The organism is Thermoanaerobacterium sp. PSU-2 (assembly GCF_002102475.1).
Lineage (GTDB): Bacteria > Bacillota > Thermoanaerobacteria > Thermoanaerobacterales > Thermoanaerobacteraceae > Thermoanaerobacterium.
Genome location: NZ_MSQD01000013.1, coordinates 21,868 through 42,474 on the forward strand (window position 1 = coordinate 21,868; position 20,607 = coordinate 42,474).

Genomic DNA, 20,607 nt, shown 5'->3' on the forward strand with positions numbered 1-20,607 from the left:
TTTTAATTAGATGTTTCTAAATTTGCAGCCACATCTTGAGAATGCATTTCCCTGTATATCTTAATCCACTTTACCACACAATCGATGCTTATAGCTACAGCTAATAGCAAAATTATTATCGAAAAAACTATTAAAACTGTATTGCCTGATGGCAGGTAGTTTGTCACAATATTTAGATATGCTGCCGTAACTGTCGTAACTATCATGAATGCAAATGGCACTGCTGTTATGGCAACATACTTTGCCTTCCCTCTCTTTAAAAGCATCGTCGTCCCGATTGCTAATGCAATTGATGCCAAAAGCTGATTCGATGTACCAAATAAAGGCCATATGGTAGATATACTGCCATTGTACACCAAATAACCCCACGCAGATGTAAATACAACGCTTGTGATTATGATACCTGGCCACCAATTCTTATTTTTTAATGGCTTGTAGATATATCCACCAGCTTCTTGCAAAACGTACCTTCCGATTCTTGTACCTGCATCGACTGTCGTCAGTATAAACAATGCTTCAAATAGTATTGAGAAATGATACAAATACGACATTAATTCTTTAAAACCTGGTATCGATGAGAAAATGTAAGACATGCCTACGCCTAAAGTAACTGCACCACCAGTCCTTCCTGCCAAAGTTTCTCCCACAGCTTTTGAAAGTGCAGGAAGATCAACAGTATTCATTCCGAGATGGGCAAAGATTTGTGGCGGTACATTTATTGCAAAATAATCACCAGGATGCAAGCTGGTAGCAGCAATAAGCGCCATTATAGATACAAACCCTTCTACAAGCATCGCCCCATATCCTATAGGCAAAATGTCTTTTTCACTTTTAATCATCTTAGGCGTTGTACCTGTAGCTATGAGAGAATGGAATCCTGACAGTGCACCACATGCAATAGTTATAAACACATAAGGCCATACTTTACCGGGTATTATAGGTCCACCACCATGAATGAATTTCGTGGTTAAAGGCATTCTTATCAATGGGTTTACAAATATAACTCCCACAGCTAACAATGTTATAACGCCGATCTTCATATAAGTGCTAAGATAATCCCTCGGTGTCAAAAGCAGCCATACTGGCAAAACTGCAGCCACAAGTCCGTATATAGCTATGATAATCGTCATCTGGTGTTGATTGAATGTAAGATATGGTGCCAATGCTGAATGCTGGATTGCAGGACCGGATACAACTGACAGTATCATTAGCGCCACACCGATTATGGTAGCTTCAGACACTTTATTAGGTCTTATCCATCTCATGTAGATAGCCATAAATAATGCGATAGGTATTGTAGCACCTACGGTAAAAGTTCCCCATGAGCTATTAAAAAGAGAATTCACGACAACGATTGCAAGTCCTGCGACGGTAATAAGCAAGATAAATATCACAGCCATCGTTGCAGCAAACCCTGAAAATTTGCCAACTTCCGCTCTTGCAATTTCTGCCAGTGATTTACCTTCATGACGTACAGATGCAAACAAAATGACCATGTCATGCACTGCGCCTGCCAAAACTGCGCCTATCAATATCCAAAGTGCTCCAGGCAAGTAACCAAATTGTGCAGCAAGAACCGGGCCTACCAATGGACCTGCCCCTGCTATAGCTGCAAAATGATGTCCAAAAAGCACCCATTTATTTGTAGGTACATAGTCGTAACCATTTTCCAACTCATAAGCAGGGGTCTTTTTCGTCTCGTCCAAAACTAAAACTTTTGATGCTATAAATGCGCCGTAAAAACGGTATGCTAATGCAAATATACATGCAGCAGCAATGACTAATACAATAGCACTCATAAATTAAGACCTCCTTATATTTTTGATTCTATAAGGAGTATAAAATAAAGGTAAATAAAATTCATCGATTATTCCATGAAAGTAAACGATAAAGGGATAAAAAGAAATATACGTTATCAAAAAGAAATGTTTACATTTCTAATTTCTGCTAAGGCCTAATATCGCTTTAAGTTCCTTTATCTTATTTTTGCCGACAGAAATTTTAGTTTTTTTATCGTCATTCATTGTAAGCCAATAAGTCCCTTTAAACCACGGCAGTATCTCTGCAACGTTATTCAAATTAACTATGAAGCTTTTTTGCACCCTTAAGAATAATGGCTCTTTAAGTCGGCTCTCTAAATTCTTCATGGTATCGTTGTATTCAAATATGTCGTTTTTGGTTTTTATTAAGACTTTACCTTCCATCGCTTCTGCATACACGATTTCATCAAAATCTATAAGCCTTATCCTGCCAAACTTCTCAACAGGCAACTTATTAAATTGCTTTTCAAAGAATTTCGCCTCGTTGTCTATATAGTTTTTCCATTGATCCGGTTTATCTATCATCCCGGCTATTTTATTGATGGTTTTACTTAATCTGCATGGATTTATGGGTTTTAAAAGATAGTCAACAGCACCAATCTCAAATGCATCTACCGCATAGCTATCGTACGCTGTGACAAATATGACTAATGGCACCTTCTCAAGTGATGATATATTGCTTGCAACATTGATGCCATTTATCTTTGGTATGTCTATATCTAAAAAGACCACATCAGGTTTTAAACTTATAATCTTTTCAAACGCCTCTGTACCGTTTGTAGCTGTCCCTACGACTTCTAAAGTATTCTTATAATCCTCTAAAAGATGTTTTAATCCTTCTATTGCAGGAATTTCATCGTCCACTATTAGAGACCTTAAAACCACCAGAAAATTCCTCCTTTTTCCCATCGTAAAACTTTGGAAAGTCAAATGAAACTTTTGTACCGTATCCTTTTTTGCTATCTATCTTAAAGAAAGCACCTTTATATATGCTTTTAACTCTTTCATACACATTGTGAAGGCCTATACCTGCATTGTTTCCCGACTCACCGTTTAAAATCTTTAAACGCATCTGATTATCCATTCCCTCTCCGTCGTCTTCCACAGAAAACCTGATAAAATCCTTGTTGTTTTTGGCCCTTATTATTACTGTGCCACCATTGTCTTTTGGAAGAATGCCGTGTTTCACAGCATTTTCCACAATAGGCTGTATCAACAAAGCAGGGATGTACATGTTTAGAATATCGCCATCAATATCCTTGACCACATTTATCTTTTCGCCAAAGCGAGCTTTTTCTATAAACAAATAGTCATCGATATTTTCGATTTCCTTGCCTACAGTTATCCATTTCCCCGCATGTCTTAGATTGTTTCTTAAATATTCGCTCAATGTGATAAGAAGCCTACTGGCGCCATCGGGATTATACTGTATAAATGAAATGACAGTATTAAGCGCATTAAACAGGAAATGAGGATTTATCTGTGATTGCAGTGCATTAAACTTCATTTCGTCGGCAATTCTTTTTTGGTTTTCTGCATCAGCGATTTCAAGCTGATTCGAAATCAAATTGCTTAGTCCTTTTGCGACTTCTATATCTGTGCTGTTTACAAACTTATTCTTTCGAAAAATTTTAAGCGCACCTACTAATTCATCGTAACAGTACAATGGTGCTGTCACAGACGATAAAAGGCACAAACCTTTTTTGCTGTTTTCCACATAGACCTTTTTAAACCTAAATGCATTCACTTCAGACTTTTTAAATAGATGACAATTTTCATCCGCTTCATCTAATCCTACAGATGCCAAAATCGTCTTCATATCAGTTATGGCGACAGCATCTACATCAATCGCCTCATATATGATCTCGGAAACAATTTTTGCCGTATCACTATTTAACCCATTTCTAATATACGGTATTGTTTTAGACGTAATATCAAGGATTATCTTGGCTTGCCTTGACTGTATCGTGTCAATCTCGTCAAATACTGATTTGATGATCAGCATAAACACGGCAATCCCAGTTGAATTGACCAATATCATAGGTATGCCAATCACCTTTACCAGCGATAGTGCACTGGCAAAAGGTCTCGATATGGCAAGGATCAATACCATCTGCAATGTTTCACCAATTATGCCTGCTAAAAATGCTATTTTCCAGTCAACCGTATTTTTATAGTATTTCTTTATGATGCCGCCTATAAGTCCTTCCGCCGTTGTCGATATTCCACACGCTAAAGCCGTAAATCCGCCTATTAAAAATCTGTGAAACCCAGCTATAAATCCAACAATAAGCCCGATAAAAGGTCCACCTAAAAGTCCTGCTATCATAGGTCCTACTACCCTCGAATTGGCAATAGCACCATTTATAGGAATGCCTACATACGTTCCTATGATGCCTATTAAGCTGAATATAGTTATCAGTATAGATAGGTCTTTATAACTTACATTATTGCTTATAACCTTCTTAAAGAAGTTTGCTTTTGACAAGATAAAAGCCAAAAGTCCTATCATGCTGAATCTTTCGGCCAACAAAATAAGCAGGTTTAACATGATTTCATCTCCAATTGCGTCTAATTAATTTTTACATCAATATGTTTTTAAAATCTATCTTTAAATCTTCAAATATGCCGACTTTAATAATATCGTCAAAGCTGTATTGCTCTACATCACTGTATTCATCATTCTGATTCATTCTAAAAACTATAATGCTTTTTTTATGTGGATTCACAATCCAGTATTCCTTTACACCTGAGCTTTGATATAAATTCACTTTTACAACGTAATCTCTTGACAAAGAAGATGGTGAGGCTATCTCTATTATCATATCCGGAGCGCCATCACATCCTTTATCATTTAACTTTTTCTCATCGCATACAATAGATATATCAGGTTGTACTCTGCTTACCTTATTATTTTTATCTTTTAGCCGGACGTCAAAGGGCGCAGAATAAACTTTGCATTTTACCCCATTTGAAGCAATATAATTATATATTAAAACTGACAATTGCATTGAAACTTCTTGATGTACCCTTGATGGTGGAGCCATCACATATATCTGTCCATCAATCAATTCAACTCTTTCATCTTCCGGCCAGTTTTCATAATCTTCTTCTGTATAATTATTTTTTATTATTTTACTCATATCTACATCACCTATTTTGATTATATCATAATCATAAATGACGTAATACAAATTTATAATGCCATTACTGCTATATGCTTCCTTGCCACATGCTATATTTTACTCTACTTAAGTCTTCTCCATCTTCAGGCTTCCTAAATACAAATAAATGCTCATGCATTATTAAATAAAAATTATATTTTTCCACCTGACTTTCCCAATATGGTGTTGATTTACAATTATGTTGTACTTTTATAATATCTTCCTTCAATATAAAGCCATTTTTTAGAAAAAGTTGCATCACATAAAAAGCCAGCGGAACATAATGGCCGCTTTTTCTTGTATCGCCTATCAATATCGCACAATACCCATTATTTTTTAAAACCCTGAAAAGCTCTAAAACACCTTTTTCCAACTCATTTAAAAACTTCTTTACTCCTGAAATGTTTGATAAATCACCATCTATATCACCGTTTGAATATTTTATAATATTTAGATATGGAGGATGCGTTACAACTAAATCAATACTGCCGTCATCGATTTTTTTAAGGTCTCTAATATCTCCTACTTCTACAGCAGGTTCAAACTTGTATTTATTTCCTTTAATATCACCAAAATCAATGTTTCGCTTTGCTATTTTCACCGCATCAGGATTGATATCAAAGCCGATACCCTTCCTATTTAGTAGTTTTGCCTCTACCAAAGTAGTACCACTTCCAACCATGGGATCTAAAACAACATCGTTTTCTTTTGAATAGCGAAGTATTACATTTCTTGGAACTTGCGGTGCAAAATTCCCTCTGTATTTTCCATTATGTGTTGCCCAATCTCCTCTTTCTGGGAATGACCAAACAGTTGTTATTTCTTTTTTGAAATTTATATTTTCCATAAAATTTCCTCCAACAATCCTTTCCGAACAAAATATAGATTTAATAGGTAATTAACTCGTTCAAAACCTTTATGCAATTGATTTTTTTGACCTCTCCAGCCAACCCCATCAGTTATCCAGATGAATTCAAAGCCATTTTCTTTCAGCTCATTTTGCCTTTCTATATATGAATCAACTATTTCTTGAGGTTTTGAGCCTGTCCCTGAATAAAAATTGACTTCTACATTTATAACTTTATTTCCATCTTTTATTATGATAAAATCAGCTTTTCTGTTCTTAATTGAAGAATTTACACGTATATTATAATTATTTTCTAAGTACTGAAACTTTTTTTGAAACAATATATCAAAAGAACTTTTTCCCTTAGATGCTATTTTTTCAATCATCGGCTTTAACATCAATTCCATAGCATCTCCACTTCTATTCTTACGTGCATTGGTATCCATGCCAACTTCGACACCTAAGACGTAATCTTGTACACTTCTTGAAGATAATTCAAGGAAAAATCTCTTTAAACCAGTTTTTTCAAAGAACTCAACAATATTTTCAATATCTGTATTTGTCAACGTCTTTTTATTAAATTCATAATGAACTATGTTAAAACGTTCATCATTAAAATCATCAATAACTGTCAGCTTTTGTTCTCGTATTGCTAATAAAATCGGGATAGTAGAAAGAACTTGAGGATAACTTAACAAAATTCTCCTTAAATCGTCATCAAATTGTTTATTTCCTATCAATGTGTTTAGAATATTAAATTCAATCTTATACTTATCAACGTGTCTTTTTACTTTCTCCCAATCCACAAAAAATTTGTAGTTCCTATTTGTATCAACTAATGTATTGTGAAATTCTTCTATGACTTCTTCTAAATTTTCCATTCTTAAAAAATCAAAATAGATTGAATCCATGCTAAGCCCCCTCATTTAATTCCAATTTATTTATAATTTCTAATTATAAGTTCATTAATTGGCCCCCGCCCATTACCTTTGCTATTAATGTATCTTTTGGCACTGACTCTCTCTATAATAAATTCTTCATACAATTTATCAAAAAAATCATCATCTTTATCAATGTTTTTAGGATCTGAATTGCTTAATATTAAATAAGCTCCTTTTTTATCCATCTCTTTAAAGTACTCAGACAACCTAACTTGATCGCCATCATCAAATCCCAATTCATTGTATGATGTAAAATTAGAAGTCGAACTTAGTGGGCGATATGGCGGATCGAGGTATACAAGGCTGCCTTTCTTTATAAACTTTTTCGATTCTTCAAAATCTGCACATATAATCTCCGTATTTATTAATGCTTTATTAACCTCATATAAATTTTCTTTATCACAGATTTTAGGTTTACTATATTTGCCAAATGGTACATTAAAATCTCCATTTTTGTTTAATCTATATAAACCATTAAAACATGTCTTGTTTAAAAAAATCAAGTAAGAAGCTCTTTTTATCCAGTCAGAATTATACATAAAATAATTAAATGTATCTTTTTGAGTGTTATACTCTTCTCTAACATTGTAATAAAATTCTTTTCTTTCCTCATCTGATAATTTTAAATATCTACTTTCGATATCTTCTAATTCGAATATTAAATCTTCTACATTATTTTGTATGGCTTTATATCCTACAATTAACTCTTTATTCGAATCTATCAAAAAAGTTTCTTTTACGTTATAATTATTTTTTAAAAAAAAGAAAAAGGCTCCTCCACCTACAAAGGGTTCAATATAACTTTCTATCTCGTGTTTCTGCATTATTTGTAATGGCAATCTGCTATTTAGCTCATTTAAAAGTTGAGTTTTGCCTCCAGCCCATTTTAAAAAAGGTTTTGCGCTAATTTTTGAGTATTTTTTATCTTCAAAACCATTTATCAAAACTTGCTCATTCATTGTAAAATCCCATCCAATCGTTCATTCTTCATGTCTTCTATATTATATCATAAATCATTTTGTATAAACAATTTTGGTATCCAGTAGCATCTTTCCTCCTACGTAAAAGACGGAAATACGTGGTCCTCGCTGGCTCTACCAGTCAAAAGATACCTCTCAAGTTCTTCGACATTGTACTTTCTCTGTGGATATGAGTTGAAGTAGTTTCGCGGTACTTCATAATCACGTTTCGGCTGTTGTGCGCTTTCTATTTGTGAAAACAGTTCTTTTTCTTTAACGTAGTTTTCCGCCACTTTCTCTAAAAATTTTGCTGGATACTTTATTTCTTTTCCTTTCATCCTAGAAAGGCAGACCTTCACATCGTCGTCACTAAGATCGTATTTGCTTTTAATGGTATTTATCAAGGCGTTCGGTACTGACGTATCGCTTTTAGTCTTATCATTTTTTGATGTGCTTTGCTTCTCTGTTTCAAATTTTTTTGCCGTAGAAAAATCCTCATGATTGATAGATCGATCTATCATATCATTTTTATCAATCCATCTATCTGATTGATATGATTTATATATATTATTACTCATTGTATATATGTCATCACTTTTTGAAACTGGTGATTTTTCAATGATTTCAGAAAATGATGATCCACTCGCACGTTTACTAAACTGTGATGTGGTTTCACTTTCTGAAAGCCCATTTAAATTAAGTGATTTAAGCCAATCCTCGTATGTAAAATATTGGCATGTTTCTTTGTCATAAGCATACGTCACATTTTTGTCACTTTCATTTTTTGAAATCATGTAGTACTTTTTTATCCTGCCTAAGTCTGTGTTGTCAATAAAGCATATTAGAAGCTTTTTGTCGATCAACTTCTTTATTGATTCAGAAATCGCGCCGGCTGACAGTCCTGTACCACTGTCTAACCTCTTTTTAGCGCCGTCAAGTTTGCCATTCTGGAATTCATCTGTTGTAATGTGGGCCGGAGCTTTATCAGCATGTTTTAATAAAAACAGCAAAAGTTTTATCTCGCTTCCAGAAAGGCTATCTAAATTTTCGTATATATAATCTATCCCTAACATCCATATCCTCTCCCTATATTTTATTTTCGGTTTCATTTATAATATAGGGAAAGTTTAAAAATCTTATATGCGTTTTAAAAATTTTTTTGGCTTACGATTTTTTTGATATAGACTGATTCATATTCGTCTTCCAAAATGTCCATGATTATCTCATCATACCTTTCACCTGCAATTTTTTTCGCTCCTCTTATCCTTCCTGCCTCCTTGAAGCCAACTTTTTTGTAGCAAGATATGGCCAGTTTATTGTAAGAGTAAACTCTTAAATAAATATTGTGCATATTGAGGATATTGAATCCAAAATCAAGTGCCAGTTTAAGCGCATCTTGACCATAACCTTTGCTCCAATATTCTTTATTGCCAATAAATAATCCTACTTCAGCAACTCCATTTATATAATCTATTTTAGGAAATCCGATATTGCCTATAAGCTCATCTCGCTTAGTATCTACTATGGCAAAATTGTAATCTTTAGAAAGGCCTTCCACGAGTTCTTTTTCTCTTTCTTTAGTAACGATCTGTGATGCGAAAATCATTCCCGCTGCAACTTCCATGTCATTAATCCACTCTACATATTTCTCGTAGTCATCCACATTCATCGGCGATAGATAACATTTTTCTCCTATTAATTTCTTATAATACAATTTCATCTCACCTCACATTAAATGTTAAAACAATTTTATTCCTGTAGGTTAAACGTGTCAAGAAATTTACTTTCATCAAACCCGCATAAATTATATTTAAGATTTAAAACTAATAGTGACACTTGTATGAATGTGGGGATGTTATGTATGAAAAGCGTAACGATTAAGGAACTTTTTTCAACCATGTTTTTATTTGAAATAGGAAATACTATTTTATTTGCACATGGAATATCAGCAAAGCAAGATTCATGGATAGCGGTTTTGCTGGCAATGATCTCAGCCATACCGCTTTTGTATTTGTATATCTTTTTATACAACACATACAAGGTCAATCTAACTGAAATATTGAAAATAAGCTTTGGAAAGATCATTGGAAAAATGATATCAATAATCTACATGTTTTACTTTTTTTACATGGCGGCTCGCGTTACGAGGGATTATTTAGAGCTAAGCACAGGCAGTATTTTTCCTTTATCACCTATTAAATTTATAGCTATATTCTTGATAATTGTAACAATATATTTTTTGTTGTTTGACATAAGCGTAACATTAAAAGTAGCCAGCATGTTGCTGCCTTTTTTTCTATCCTTAGTATCAGTGGTTTTTATCTTTGCTTTTACCATACCAGGTTATAGCTTCAGTAAGATCTTTCCGGTATTTGCAGGTGGAATAATGCCTATATTAAAAGCAGCATACCCACGTATACTTACTTTTCCTTTTGGCGAGATGTTCGTCTTTATGATGGTATTTCCAGAATTAAAATGCGAGAAAGATTTATTCAAGTACTCTTCTCTTGTTTATTTGATTACTGGAATTTTACTTGCATTCAATGATATAAACATGATATCTGCGATAGGCGTCAAAGAAGCATCCAGAGTAAATTTCCCATTTTACACTGTAACGCGACTTATTACATTAGGCTTTTTTAGAAATTTGGATTCTTTATACATAGCCCTTATGATAATAGGCAATTTAATCAAGATAATCATTTTTGCCTTTGCCGGTTTAAAAGCATGTCAATCCGTTTTTGAGATTAAAGAATATAAATTTTTGCTTATACCCATTGGTGCAATCATATATGCCTTGTCAATTGTCACAGCAGAATCGTATTTTGTTCAAGTACCCATAGAGCTACCTATAATGGCCCTTTACGTTCATATTCCATTGCAAATAATAATACCTATTCTTTTATTGATAATTTATTTTCTAAAAAGGCATAAACTTCATTCTTAACTTGATTTTGCCACCTTTATGTTATATCATAGCCTTAAGGGGTGGTGTAAATGATTAAACGAGTTTTAGGAAATACCGGCGAAGAACTTTCAATAATAGGATTTGGCGGTATACTGGTCATGAATATGGAGCAAAGCAAATCTAATGACTTGGTATCTTACGCTATAGATCAAGGAATAAACTACTTTGATGTGTCACCAAGCTATGGCGATGCAGAGATTAAACTTGGAAATGCTTTGGTCGGCAAAAGAGAAAAAATATTTTTGGCATGTAAAACCGACGGACGCACAGAAGAAAGTACTTTAAAGGAAATGACAGAATCTTTTAAAAGGCTAAAAACTGACTATTTTGATTTATATCAATTGCATGAAATGAAGACAGAAGATGATTACAATAAAGCTATAAGTCCTGGAGGAGTATTAGAGCTTTTAGACAAAGCTAAAAAAGATGGAAAGATAAGATATACAGGATTTTCTGCACATTCTGTCGATATTGCTTTAAAGCTTATGGATGCCTTTGACTTCGATGCAATATTGTTTCCTGTGAATTTCGTGAATTATTTTAATGGCAACTTTGGACCTCAAGTTATTGAAAAAGCAATTTCAAAAAATATAGGCAGGCTTGCCATAAAAGCAATGGCATTTACGACAAAATCTCAATACGATACATCACATCCAAAAACATGGTATATGCCAATTGAGGATAAAGAAATCGCAAAATTAGCATTGAGATTTACATTGTCACAGCCAATAACCGCTGCTATACCTCCTGGCGATGAATCGTATTTCCCATTGGCACTGGAAGTGGCAGAAAGCTTTAGAGAAATCACAGATGATGAAATCAATCATCTAAAAGAAATCGCTAAAGGCGTTACACCTATATTTCATGCATAAAGACAATACCTCCAACCACACATTGCTGCCAAGGGTGGTTGGAGGTTTATTCTACAAATTAGATTAATCTTTTTTTAATAAGTTTAACGTCTCTTTTGCAAGATCTGAAATCTTAACCAAATTATACTTGTATACTCCTGTCATAGCAGTATCGCATATAGGTTGTATAAATTTAGCAGGCAATTTTTTTGCACCAATCATGAGCCCAACAATTGAACCTACTGTAGCAGCATTGCAGTCTGTATCTAATCCACTCATTACAGCTAAGCATATTGATTTTCCAAAATCTTTATTACCATAAATTAACGATAAAGCAACTATACAAGCATTATTTATTGTATGGACAACATTATAATGACCATATTTCTCATATATTTTATTAAGACATTTTTCCCAATCAGGCTCAATTTTGCTCCAATTTATCACATCCTGTATTGCTGCTTTAAGTCTACTCTCTTTTGGAATTACAGAAAGTCCCATATTAATAACATCTATAGGATTGTCAAATAGATATGCGGAAGCTAACATTGCAGATATAAACATTTCACCATAAATTCCATTTTTTATATGAGATATAGAAGCATCGCGATATGCATATTCTGCCGCTCTCCACGGATCTCCTGGATTAATATACCCCCAGAGATCCCCCCTAATCATGGCACCAATCCATTCTCTATATGGATTCCTATATATTGCAGATTTTGGTGGCATAATAAGTTGACATAAATTTGAATATGCAACTCGTTCGGCGGTACAAGTATGTAAAATAGGAAGATTATTTAACCACGCTTCAGCAACATCTTCAGAAGTAAAACTTTCCCCATATTTTTTGGCGATTTCAAGGCATAACACTGTATAATTAATATCATCATCTTCTGGACTATGTCCTTCATTATAACTATACTTTTTTAAATTATTATCAAGGCTAAATTTTTTATAAATTTTATCATCCAAATTAAAATCTATGTATTCATTTAACGGCCACTTTCCAATCTCTATCAAAAAAGCCTTAATGCTATTTTTGCCCATAGTCATACTGTATGACTCTAATGGCTGTCCTAACCAATTCCCTGCTATTCTTCCTAACCATGCACCATAAATTTTATCATACATAATCTCATCATCAATAAAAATGTCCATTTTGGGAAATTCTGAAATATTGTTTTTTATCTCTTCTAATGTATTTGGTTCACCAAATGGGAAATCATCTTTTACTGGTAAATTATTTAATTCATCAAGGAGCGCACCTGAATATTTTTCTCTATTTTCATATGATTCATTCTCAATAGATTTTACTTTTTCATCATAATCTTTTATATCCTTTCCTTCTTCCTTAGCTTGAATTAATTCCAATTGCACTCTCTCCCAGTTTGTCAAATACCATGTCTGCATACTACACACCTCTATATTCTTTTATAAATTTGTTAACTTCATCTCTATCAGGAATTGACACTTGCGCGCCTTCCCTTGTCACCGTTATTGCAGATGCATATGTTGCATAAATAATCGATTCATCAATGCTTTTATTCTCACTAAGCAATGTTGCTAATGCACCTATAAAAGTGTCTCCTGCAGCGGTTGTATCAACTGCATGAACTTTAACTGAAGGATAATATTTTGTAATCTCATTATTCATTAAGAAAGAGCCTTTTTCGCCAAGAGTTGTAATAACATTTTTTACACCTTTATTTAATAAGAATCTTGATGCTTCTATTAAAGATTCTTTATCAGTAATTGTTTTTCTTGTTAAAAGAGATAGTTCCGTTTCATTAGGTACAATTAAATAAATATAATGATATATGTTTTCAGATAAAGTAATGGCTGGCGCTGGATTTAATATTACTTTTATACCTCTTTTATAACAATATTTTGCAACATATTCAACCGTGGCAATGGGTATTTCAAGCTGCAGAATACAATAATTTGCATCATCAAACAAATACTCATATTTTTTAATTTGTGAAATTGACAAACGATTATTGGCACCTTGCAATATAATAATATTGTTTTCTCCTTTATCACTTACATTTATATATGCTGAACCAGTTTGTGCACAATCATCTAAAACAATACCTTCAACATTGACTCCATATTTTTTTAAGTCATTATATAATATTTTGCCATTCTCATCATTACCAGCACGTCCAATCATACAAACATTTCCGCCTAGTTTAGCCGATGCTACTGCTTGGTTTGCTCCCTTCCCCCCTCCGCTTTTTTTATATGCTTTTGCAATTATTGTTTCTCCGATAGATGGAATATGATCAACTCTTAAGATTATATCCATATTTATACTTCCTACAACTATAACTTTACTCATACTTCCTCCGTCCTAATTCATCAATTACGTTAACATAAAAATCATATATATCCTTATCCAAATATTTATTTTCAATTTTTCTACTTTCATCTAGCAATTCTTCCAAAACATCAATATTTTCTTTACCTTTTAATACGTTTATAGCTATTCTTCCTATTTTACCATCTATTTTTATCCTGTTATACCACGGTCTAATATCTTGCAAGAATCTCTTATTGTCAACGAATTTTTCTAAATTATCCGGCAATTCATAAATTGATTCAAATATCTTATCAAGTTCTTCCAAAATGATATTATCTTTTGTTAGTTGATATTCTTCTATCAACTTACTTACGCGAGTCTTAAGAGGCCACATTGGAGGATTTTCAGCATTTTCACATAAAAATTTGACATATTCCCAGCCATCTTTGCCTATCTCTTTATAAGCTTTTTCTAAAGCTATATATGGGTTATATGCTTCTGGATTCCACATATAATATGAATAAGTAATAAGTGATATCTTAGACGCTTCGGCTTGGTTCATTGGATTTGATAATATATACCTACAATTATGTTTATATAATTTACGGCTTCTATTTATTACTGCACCTAAATATAAATTATCTTTGGAATAATCATTTACAGGATAATTATCCCATAATACAAGCTCATGCTTATATATGTTAGATATATTATCAGCATCAGAATTAGTAATTGTTGGCGCAGTTACACCTATTCCTGTCCAAAAAACTAATATATTTTTATCAAGTTTTTCCCTAAGGCTTCTTCTGTAATCGGAATCTTCTTCCTGATGATACTCTGTCGGGCACATTATAAATTCAATATCATTGTATTTGCCTTTTAGATAGGAAAAAACTTTATTGCACAAAAATGCATGTGCGTTTCCTGGTACCAAAAATTCTTTAATGTCATCTTCATATTTTAACTCATAGTCTATATCATCCAATAACAAAGCAAATTTCCTCACGCCTTTATTTGCAATAATATCGTATTTTTCACATAAAAGATTAAAATCATAGTCATCTGTATACTTTATAGAGTTTCCAGGACTAATAGAAAACACAAAATCAACGTTTTTTTCATTGCACTTATTTATTAGAACATCCAACTTATTAAGTAAATCTAGTGGATATGGCTCTCTCCATTTTTCTCTGTGATATGGATCATCTTTTGGCGCATAAAAATATGTATTCATTTTATGTCTTCTCAAAAATGATATCATATCAAGCCTATCCTCAAAGCTCCATGGTTCGCCATAAAATCCTTCTATTATTCCTCTCATTTTGAATGAAGGCCAATCGATTATTTCCACCTCAGGTACAATGACATAATCGCCTTTCTTCTTGAAGAAATTAAAGATAGTATCAATTGCATACTGGTAACCCCTATCATCGCTAAATTCAACTAATATATCATCTTTTATATTTATTCTATATCCTTCACTTGGTATTTTCTCATTTTTATATGTCTTTAGTTCTAAATCGCCATCCATTCTAACTATTTTTATGAATTCAGGTAAATCAAAATTATCAATTTTTTCTTTAATTGTAATATTTACTGCCTTTTTATATATCTTCTTATCACCTGCAAAAAATATTTCTTTAGGATCTGGTACAACATCAATCATTCTTATCCTCCAATCTTTATCCCTACTTCAAACATCCTATTCCAAGGCATATAAACATCAAAATTGTAATGAAAATCATTTAAATTTTTTTCACTAAATTCATAAAGGTTCTTTTTAACAATATCAGCTATTAATTTCCCTTTATCCTTTAGAGTAAAATAATTAAGTCCATAAGTGCCTAATAAGTCTGTTACAGAAGATCTTACAAAATGTTGATATCCCCAATCTTCAAGATATCTAAGATATAAAAATTTTTCTGAAGCAATCAATTGGTCATGTGAAAATATATTTTTGCTAAAATAATAAGACGAAATCATACTATGCGATATAACTGTGCCTAAGGTGTTTGAAGATGTATTCCATCCGCCATAAGAAAGAAGTTTTTTCAGTAAATTATACTTCTTAATTAATTGCATTAACTGATTATCAGAACCATTTGGCATCGCAACATCCGCCACAGAGCATAGATTACCTTTACTGATATAATAATTGATGGCTTCTACAAATTCATTTAAATTTCTTTCTGGATCAATAATATCAATTTTGCTTAATATGGAATCCCAGCTTTCAGATAGTTTTAGTGTAAGTTTCGATGGCGGATTAACCATCAAAATGAAATCAGCATCAGAGCTATTATCTATTATTATCCCTCCAGCCGAAATAATATGGTATTTAACTGTCTCATTAAGACTTCTATCTTCATATCTCGGTATTAATGTAGAACCTATTTCAGATGAATATCTTATAAAAACTGTTGGTTGTCTATCCTTCAGTTCATTAAAAACTCTCGCCATCAGTGTGCACCCTACTTCATCTGCACCCGGATATGAATATATCCTATCTGTCAAATCTAAGTCACTTATATATTTCATAATCTTTCTGCGCTCTCTTGCAGAAAACCCATACTTCGAACAATCATCCATTGGAATAATCAAAAAATCAATAATCCCCTCTTTTACAAAATCAACCACTTTCAAATTTACTAGATGATTTACACGCCTTCTGTTTAAAAAATCATTTAATACATCCATAGGAATTTGATTTTTAATTTTATTATATTCACTTATATCTTTATCCTCTGCAATATTAAGTTCTAATTTGTCAGATAAGACCCCATATTGAAATACTTTTTCACCATAATCCTCATAATAATCTGGTTCTTCGTCAGAACTATTATATGATGGTGATCTCATAATAAGATTAAATCCATAAACTCTTAAGTTTCTATTCATAGTTTTTAACTCTTTGATTAATTCAAGCCTCTTAATGCATTCATCAAAAGTCATTTTATGAAGTCTGGATGGAACAATTCCTCCATATAATAACATATCAACTGAAACCACAAGATGACTTACATTGTTTATGTTATCTATCATCCAGTCTTTAAGTTTATCTACATCTGCTGCACTTTTTTTATTACCAAGTATATCTAATGGAGGTTCAATCATTTCTATATCGCTTATATCCATTATCATTTTAGGATAAATATAATTGCAAGGCCTTTCATCAAGCGGAATATACATTACTTTTTTATTCATTTATTATCCTCCAGTTCTTTAAATCCACTTTTATAAAATTTATATGGCCTAAATCCAAATTGTCCATAAAACTCTTTAAGAATTGTCCAATCTATAACAACATTTCTCGTCCCCCTCTTTTTTAATAGATTAAGCGATTCCAGTAATAATTTATTTCCTAGTTTTTTACCTCTATAATCTATATCAATGCCTATCGGTCCAAGCGATCCATTTCCAATTGCATCCAAATTAATCTTACAAAATCCTATTACACTTTTGTCACACCACATTAATATTATATTTCGGAAATCACCATTATTTTCGATATAATTATTGATTTCATGCTTCCATCTGCCAGGAAAATTCTTGTCAAAAAATTTATTAAGAAGATCAATATCACTTAATCGAAATTCTTTTACTATATAACTGCTATCCATATTTATTTTAACATTAAGTTTACCAAAATCTAATTTCGAAACATCCGCCATTAAATCATAGTGCGGTTCATTTAACTGAAAGCCCAAATCTATAAAAAATTCCTCTACTTCATGAGACGGTTCGGGAATACCAGAAAAGAAATTATTTATATCGCCGCCAAGTAAGATTCTTCTAACTCCCAAATTTATAAGCTTTTTTTCTGAAAGTTTATAAAGTGATGTTCCATAACCATGACATCTAAATTTTTTGTCAACCAGCAATATATTCAACCATGCACAATTTTTATACTCTTCAATATTTCTGTTATTTAATTTTACTATTACGAGCCCAACAACTTTATTGTCAATTTTTAAAATAAATGAACCATCATTATAAAAATCAACATCATCAAAGACATTTTTTATAAATCTGTTTCTATCTATATGATATTTTTCATCAAAATTATATTTCCATAATTTTATTATCCCATCAACATCTTGTTTAGTTATATTTTCAAACATATTATATTACCTCTCGAAATCGAAATTATATATCATAACCATAATCACGCATAATTTTTCTAATTTCACACCCTTCTATATTGCTGACCTTTATGCCTTTCTGAATACTATATGCAGCAGCAATACCTGCTGCTTCACCTGTTGCTCTACACGTTGGCTGTATTCTTATTGATGATTGCGCTATGAAAGTTGAAGATATACATCTTCCAGCAACTAATAATCCTTCTATATTTAGTGGAACCAAGCATCTAAATGGTATTTCAAAATATTCATTATTTCTTATAGGCAGAATCTTAAGTTCGGTTTTCATACCATGCACATCGACTGGATACGCCGTTTTCGCAATTGCATCATCGAATTTTGATCTATTATTATAGTCATCAATGTTTAAAATATACTTCCCTTTTATTCTTCTTGATTCTCTAATCCCAATCATAGGAGCAACAGATAATATATAACTTTCTTCAAAGCCTGGTATATATTTTTTTAAAAACTTATAAAGTCTTTGTATCATTTCTCTGCCTTTTTGATATGAATAAGATATTTCTTTTGCATTAAGAGCATCATTTATAGACGGTATCTCTGGACAATTAAATGACATTACACCTGGCATTCCTGGTATCGAAAACGCTTGAAAATAAACTCCATCTTCATAATTAATAACCTCGTCGTCAAGACCTTTTTTAAAGATACTTTCAAGTGGAAAAGCACTATTCCATACCATTGCAGTTTCAACAAGTGGGTAGTCCAAGCCCCAATTTTGGCCAAGATCTTTAAGAAATGATTGTAATTTTATAATGTCAATATTTCCAACCATAAATCTTAAAGAAATTGCCTGATTCTTGCCTGTTCTCTCATCGCCAATAAAGCATGGTACTCCCGCAGAAAACGCTACGTCAGCATCACCAGTACAGTCAATAACAACCTTTCCAAAAATCGCACTTATCCCTGATTTATTATGGACTAACACGCCTTTTATCGTATAGTCTTCTACTATATTATCTAAAAATAAAGTATCAAACAAAATTGAACCATTATACTCTAACAACATTTCCTCAAGAACAAATTTCATCATTTCCGGATTAAACCATCCGTCGTTTCCACTTGAATCTTTTGCACCATATCCATAATTTATAAGTCGCTTACGAATTTCTTTATCTATAGATGAAGCCGGGTTACCACTTATATTAATATGCATCATTGGTGTAACCTGAGCGGCAGTTGATGATCCACCAAGGAATCCATATTTTTCTATTATTAATGTCTTGGCTCCTTCTCTAGCAGATGCAATTGCAGCAATAGATCCTGCTGTACCCCCTCCAACAATTATGACATCATATTTATCATCTGAAATCGGTATTTTATTATTTTTATATATATAATAATCCATAATAACACACCCTTAATCGATTAGTAGTCTCCACCAATTATAATCTTCAATATAGCTTAGATCAAACAACATACAGCCTTGTGATTTCTTAAAACACATATTAACTGCTTTTTTAAAATTCTCTGGATTACCTTCATACTGTTTCACAAAAAGACTTCCAATGATAGGTACAACATTCATCGTTACTTTATTTGCCATTATGCCAGAACCTTCCACGCTATACCAATATGCAGGTTTCCCATTTTTAATCGCCTCATCTATTGTTACATCAGGATAATAAAAACCTGACATCAATTTATCAAGATATTCAGCATAACCAGTTTTGGAATACTCTTTCCCTACCCAAGGATATTCTTCTAGTATATACTTTTCACTAGCCCAATTTGCTCCAACCTGATAATAAATTGGATACCACGATCCTGCATAATCTATAAATTCAATTTTTTTGTTTGATTTGTTTATTGCCTCTCTGACTTTTATAATAAATTTTTTGATGATTGATGCCTTAAAAGTTATCCAATCTCCAAAAAGATCACCATAGATAACTTGTTTATCATCATTATCATTTATTTTAAGTTCATAAATATCTGTAGGCCAATTGTACACTTTCTTTCCTATAAACTCCTCAAATTTATCTTTAGTATATTCACTAAAATCTGCCGCAAGTCCTATGAATCTGACTCTGTCGAGCACAATACCATCAATATCATAATTATTAATCAATTCATTTATCACGCTTACTTCATACTGTTGTACATCTTCTCTTACGGGATTGACAAAAACGTCAGAAAAGTCGTCAATAGAATCAAACGTTTTTAATTCATCTATATCCGTAATTGGTTTTATAGACGATTTACCTTCATTATTGATTCCATATAGATATGTTTGCCAATATGGGTGTTCATAGCCTTTTGACAAATTGTTTTTATTTTTCCTATTTCCTTCCGAGAAGACATCAACAGCGGCATATATCCTTAAATTTCTATCATGTGCTTGTTTTATATATAGTTCAAGATAATCTTTATCCTTTTCAAATTCCGAATCATAACAACTATAATGTGGTACTATTTCACTTTTGTATATACAAAAACTTGTTGGATCTTTAACGCTTAGTACAATAGAACCAATTCCATATTTAACACATTTATCAAGTATTTTTTCGAAGTATTTATTATCGAGAATTATATTCTTGTTAGCATGAATTTCTATCCATAGATAATAATCTTTATCCAAACTTACTCCTC

General features: G+C 32.5%; 18 protein-coding genes. 2 read left to right on the plus strand and 16 right to left on the minus strand.

From position 1 onward, the window contains the following. Positions 1 to 2 precede the first annotated feature (2 nt). From BVF91_RS10280 to BVF91_RS10320, 9 genes are all read right to left on the minus strand, one after another. Positions 3 to 1,799 (minus strand): carbon starvation CstA family protein, encoded by a 1,797-nt coding sequence (locus BVF91_RS10280; RefSeq protein ID WP_085113304.1) that lies wholly within the window; start codon positions 1,797 to 1,799, stop codon positions 3 to 5. A 138-nt stretch (positions 1,800 to 1,937) separates the two neighbouring features. Beyond that, positions 1,938 to 2,705 carry a LytR/AlgR family response regulator transcription factor gene (locus tag BVF91_RS10285; RefSeq protein WP_085113305.1) on the minus strand — a complete coding sequence of 256 codons (768 nt, stop codon included), beginning with the start codon at positions 2,703 to 2,705 and terminating at the stop codon, positions 1,938 to 1,940. Continuing rightward, positions 2,674 to 4,371, minus strand: a complete 1,698-nt coding sequence (locus tag BVF91_RS10290; RefSeq protein ID WP_085113306.1) for a LytS/YhcK type 5TM receptor domain-containing protein — start codon at positions 4,369 to 4,371, stop codon at positions 2,674 to 2,676. The genes BVF91_RS10285 and BVF91_RS10290 overlap by 32 nt, the downstream gene beginning before the upstream one ends. Positions 4,372 to 4,402: 31 nt before the next feature. Next, a complete protein-coding gene (locus BVF91_RS10295; protein WP_085113307.1) occupies positions 4,403 to 4,963 on the minus strand; it encodes a Uma2 family endonuclease in 561 nt (186 codons plus the stop codon). A 70-nt stretch (positions 4,964 to 5,033) separates the two neighbouring features. Next, positions 5,034 to 5,831 carry a TRM11 family SAM-dependent methyltransferase gene (locus BVF91_RS10300; RefSeq protein WP_085113308.1) on the minus strand — a complete coding sequence of 266 codons (798 nt, stop codon included), beginning with the start codon at positions 5,829 to 5,831 and terminating at the stop codon, positions 5,034 to 5,036. Further along, positions 5,819 to 6,742: a type II restriction endonuclease gene (locus tag BVF91_RS10305; RefSeq protein ID WP_085113309.1), complete on the minus strand. Its 924-nt coding sequence runs from the start codon at positions 6,740 to 6,742 to the stop codon at positions 5,819 to 5,821. The genes BVF91_RS10300 and BVF91_RS10305 overlap by 13 nt, the downstream gene beginning before the upstream one ends. 26 nt (positions 6,743 to 6,768) lie before the next feature. After that, entirely contained in the window at positions 6,769 to 7,731 is a 963-nt protein-coding gene (locus BVF91_RS10310) for a DNA adenine methylase (RefSeq protein ID WP_085113310.1), read from the minus strand. A 98-nt stretch (positions 7,732 to 7,829) separates the two neighbouring features. Further along, a complete protein-coding gene (locus BVF91_RS10315; RefSeq protein WP_085113311.1) occupies positions 7,830 to 8,804 on the minus strand; it encodes a hypothetical protein in 975 nt (324 codons plus the stop codon). Positions 8,805 to 8,878: 74 nt separating this feature from the next. After that, a complete protein-coding gene (locus BVF91_RS10320) occupies positions 8,879 to 9,445 on the minus strand; it encodes a GNAT family N-acetyltransferase (RefSeq protein ID WP_085113312.1) in 567 nt (188 codons plus the stop codon). A gap of 147 nt (positions 9,446 to 9,592) precedes the next feature. On the opposite strand from BVF91_RS10320, the gene BVF91_RS10325 reads away from it, so the two are divergent. After that, positions 9,593 to 10,678 (plus strand): GerAB/ArcD/ProY family transporter, encoded by a 1,086-nt coding sequence (locus tag BVF91_RS10325; protein WP_085113313.1) that lies wholly within the window; start codon positions 9,593 to 9,595, stop codon positions 10,676 to 10,678. A gap of 50 nt (positions 10,679 to 10,728) precedes the next feature. Further along, a complete protein-coding gene (locus tag BVF91_RS10330; RefSeq protein WP_085113314.1) occupies positions 10,729 to 11,571 on the plus strand; it encodes an aldo/keto reductase in 843 nt (280 codons plus the stop codon). A 63-nt stretch (positions 11,572 to 11,634) separates the two neighbouring features. Here BVF91_RS10330 and BVF91_RS10335 read toward each other — a convergent pair whose 3' ends face one another. From BVF91_RS10335 to BVF91_RS10365, 7 genes are read right to left on the minus strand one after another with little or no spacing between them, the layout of a single operon-like run. After that, on the minus strand, positions 11,635 to 12,963 hold the full coding sequence (locus tag BVF91_RS10335) for an ADP-ribosylglycohydrolase family protein (RefSeq protein WP_085113315.1): 1,329 nt from the start codon (positions 12,961 to 12,963) through the stop codon (positions 11,635 to 11,637). Between the two features lies 1 nt (position 12,964). Next, complete coding sequence (gene rbsK, locus BVF91_RS10340; protein WP_085113316.1) at positions 12,965 to 13,891, minus strand: ribokinase; 927 nt, start codon at positions 13,889 to 13,891, stop codon at positions 12,965 to 12,967. After that, positions 13,884 to 15,518, minus strand: a complete 1,635-nt coding sequence (locus tag BVF91_RS10345) for a glycoside hydrolase family 84 protein (protein WP_085113317.1) — start codon at positions 15,516 to 15,518, stop codon at positions 13,884 to 13,886. Before BVF91_RS10345 ends, rbsK begins: the two co-directional genes overlap by 8 nt. Before the next feature lie 2 nt (positions 15,519 to 15,520). After that, complete coding sequence (locus BVF91_RS10350; RefSeq protein WP_085113318.1) at positions 15,521 to 17,056, minus strand: DUF4127 family protein; 1,536 nt, start codon at positions 17,054 to 17,056, stop codon at positions 15,521 to 15,523. After that, the gene (locus BVF91_RS10355) at positions 17,053 to 17,973 is read right to left on the minus strand and encodes a GNAT family N-acetyltransferase (protein WP_085113319.1); all 921 of its coding nucleotides are present in this window, start codon (positions 17,971 to 17,973) and stop codon (positions 17,053 to 17,055) included. Before BVF91_RS10355 ends, BVF91_RS10350 begins: the two co-directional genes overlap by 4 nt. 25 nt (positions 17,974 to 17,998) lie before the next feature. Next, entirely contained in the window at positions 17,999 to 19,363 is a 1,365-nt protein-coding gene (locus BVF91_RS10360; protein ID WP_085113320.1) for an FAD-dependent oxidoreductase, read from the minus strand. Between the two features lie 12 nt (positions 19,364 to 19,375). Then, complete coding sequence (locus BVF91_RS10365; protein WP_085113321.1) at positions 19,376 to 20,596, minus strand: alpha amylase family protein; 1,221 nt, start codon at positions 20,594 to 20,596, stop codon at positions 19,376 to 19,378. Positions 20,597 to 20,607 lie beyond the last annotated feature (11 nt).